The following is a 2,951-nucleotide window of genomic DNA, read 5'->3' on the forward strand; positions in this document are numbered from 1 at the left end:
CTCCTAACACAATGAGAAGTGCAATCAGTGCAACACTCGCAACCACCGCAAGCGTTGCTATGCCTTGGTCGTACTTATGTTTTCTGATGTATTTCATGGTGAAACAACCGTATTAGCTAAAACCAAGGTTCTCGACACTTGTTCACTTTCGCTAGGTTGACGTTTTAATGAGGCGGAGAGTTCGATAGTTAACGCGGTAATACGTCGCCCTGTCTCCGTCCGCGTCTCATCACGAGAAAAGGCTAAATGCGTTACCTTCAATACTCGGGATGAAATATCTCGCCAGTACCCTGACTCACATGACCAATTTTTGGTGTCTTGGTGATTTTCATAAGCCTCTATCGCCTGTGATTCGGCATCGAAACGAAATCCTTTGGCATCGTCTTTATCAATAGTTTGCGTGGAGTGAGTACGCCCTTGTTGGTACGCAAATCGCAAACATTGCCCGCTAGATTGCTCAGGCACTTCATCAATTAACACAATGTGCGCCTCATCTCCGCTTTTAAACACGTAAGGGGAAGTCCTGCCGCATTGATAACAGAGGGCTGCACGGCGAATATCCGCCTCCATAAAGGAAAGAAGGCGACTCATTTCTAAAGACAAAAACGTTTTATTATCCAGACGCGTTTGTGTCGCCGTCGCTGTTGTCATCACCGCCAGTGCCGCGATGGTGACTATCATACTCACCGTCAGCCCCACTAAGAGTTCAACCAATGAATGGCCTTTACAGTTAGCTGCACGCACTGGCTACCTCCCGCCACGGACAAACATCAAAGCCAAGGTACTGGCGGACGGTGACAATATAATCCGGTGTGCTGGCAAGATCGTGGCTTAGACCAAGCGTGAGATTATGACTGGGTCGCTGTGTGCGAAAATCGATAGTAAATAGATCCCCGTCAGGCAATAACACCCACCCCTCACTCACTTTCTTTTTTAATTGAATTGTTTTAGGTAGCCTGACCATAGCTGATACGGTTTGTTGACACGATATTTTAGCCATCGCGCCCGTTCTACTCACACTGTTCGCTTTTTCGTTGACCGGTTGAGCAATAATGCATTGCGTATTTTCGTCTTGATGCAAAATAAGACGATATGCTTGGCTCTGATTGATCGCACGACTTTGAGTCAGTTGGAATAAGCTTGCCAGCTCTGCACTTCGACTGGCCATAACGGCCACTTGGCGTGAATAGGTAAAGCTAGGAAATGCGATGGCACAAATAACCGCTAACACACTCAATACAATCAATAATTCAATCAATGTTACGCCATGTTGCTGTAGTCTACCTGGCGTGAATTGGGCACGGTGAAAACGCATACTGCCTCCCAAGATCGCCGCCTGCCGATTGAGCGCAGACTACCACTCTCATAAGCTCTGTATGCGTTTGGTGATTGAGTCTTCGAGGGGCACGTAGAAATGCGTTTATATTTTTGTCGCTATTTACAACATGGCGTGACACTGATCGAAATGATGCTTGTACTGGCCATCATCGCAACACTTGCAGGGATTGCCATCCCCAGCTATGCCGAGCACCAACAACGACAGACGCGGCAAGCGGCGACTCGACATTTAATTCAGTTACAAGCGTGGGTAGAGCAGCAATTTACGATGGCTGAGCAATATCCGTCGGTATCAGATGTCGCTAAGTTAGAAGAGGCGCTATGTGCGGATTGTCAGCTCTCACCGGATTATCGGTTCGAAATCCAAGGTGGGAAGGCAGCCTATAAGATCCTTGCTCACCCTCGAACAAGTTCCCCCCAAATCGATGACGCATGTGCTACCTTGGTGCTCCATGCGAACGGACTGATAACGTCGACCTCATCAAATGCATCTTGTCCTTTACCGCATGATCGATCAACAAATACGTTTTCGTCAGGCATAAAAAAAGCCAGCACAGAGCTGGCCTTTCTATGATGACTGAGGATTCAATACTGGCTACCCCGTATGCACGAGGCCCAGTTGCTTATCCGGTTAAATCATCAAAAAACTTTTTGACACCGTCAAAGAAGCCCTCTGATTTTGGCTTGTGTTTTTTCGCTTCAGTGCCACTAAAAGACTCTTCTAGCTCTTGTAGAAGCTCTTTTTGACGGCTGCTTAAGTTCACTGGCGTTTCGACAACCATCTTACAGATCAGGTCACCCATACCGCCGCCACGAACAGACTGCACCCCTTTACCGCGCATACGGAACATGCGTCCTGTTTGCGTTTCTGCTGGCACTTTTAAGCTTACACGGCCATCAAGGGTAGGCACTTCAACCTCGCCACCTAGCGCGGCCATGGTGAAACTCACCGGTACTTCACAATATAGATTGTTACCATCTCGGGTGAAAATGTGGTGTTCACGAACGTGTACTTGAACGTATAAGTCGCCCGCTGGCGCACCATTTTCTCCCGCTTCACCTTCACTTGATAAGCGAATACGATCGCCTGTATCAACCCCTGCTGGGATTTTCACATTCAAGTGCTTGGTCTCTTTGACGCGACCTTGACCGTGGCAGCTATTACAAGGGTCTTTGATAATGGTACCGCTGCCGTGACACGTTGGGCAGGCCTGCTGAACCGCAAAGAAACCTTGGCGCATTTGTACTTGGCCAATACCGTTACAGGTCCCACAGGTTTGCTTCTTAGTCCCCGGTTTCGCACCACTACCATCACACGTCGAACAGCCGACATAGGTGGGCACTTCGATCTCTTTGCTGACGCCACGGACCGCTTCTTCAAGCGTTAGCTCCATGTTGTAGCGTAAATCGGCACCACGTTGTGCGCGTTGCTGACCACCGCGACGACCTCCGCCGAATATATCGCCGAATACGTCACCAAAAATATCGCTAAAGTCAGCACCACCGCCGCCAAAGCCGCCACCGCCGAAGCCGCCGCCTCCCATGCCACCTTGTTCAAAGGCTGCATGACCATATTGATCGTAGGCTGCACGTTTTTGCGGATCGGTCAGTAT

The 2,951-nt window shown here is 49.1% G+C and carries 4 protein-coding genes; 1 reads left to right on the top strand and 3 read right to left on the bottom strand.

Features of this window, described 5'->3' with window-relative positions:
- Positions 1-93: 93 nt before the first annotated feature.
- Positions 94-744: a prepilin-type N-terminal cleavage/methylation domain-containing protein gene (locus BZG79_RS14845; RefSeq protein ID WP_077461840.1), complete on the bottom strand. Its 651-nt coding sequence runs from the start codon at positions 742-744 to the stop codon at positions 94-96.
- Entirely contained in the window at positions 731-1,315 is a 585-nt protein-coding gene (locus tag BZG79_RS14850) for a prepilin-type N-terminal cleavage/methylation domain-containing protein (protein ID WP_077774791.1), read from the bottom strand. The genes BZG79_RS14845 and BZG79_RS14850 overlap by 14 nt, the downstream gene beginning before the upstream one ends.
- Before the next feature lie 99 nt (positions 1,316-1,414).
- Between BZG79_RS14850 and BZG79_RS14855 the strand changes: the two genes are divergently transcribed.
- The gene (locus tag BZG79_RS14855) at positions 1,415-1,912 is read left to right on the top strand and encodes a type IV pilin protein (protein WP_077774793.1); all 498 of its coding nucleotides are present in this window, start codon (positions 1,415-1,417) and stop codon (positions 1,910-1,912) included.
- A 49-nt stretch (positions 1,913-1,961) separates the two neighbouring features.
- Here the strand turns inward: BZG79_RS14855 and BZG79_RS14860 are convergent.
- On the bottom strand, positions 1,962-2,951 hold a 990-nt coding region (locus BZG79_RS14860), incomplete at its 5' end, for a molecular chaperone DnaJ (protein ID WP_077774792.1).

The sequence above is a fragment of the Salinivibrio sp. MA427 genome, from assembly GCF_001996115.1.
Taxonomy (GTDB): Bacteria; Pseudomonadota; Gammaproteobacteria; order Enterobacterales; family Vibrionaceae; genus Salinivibrio; species Salinivibrio costicola.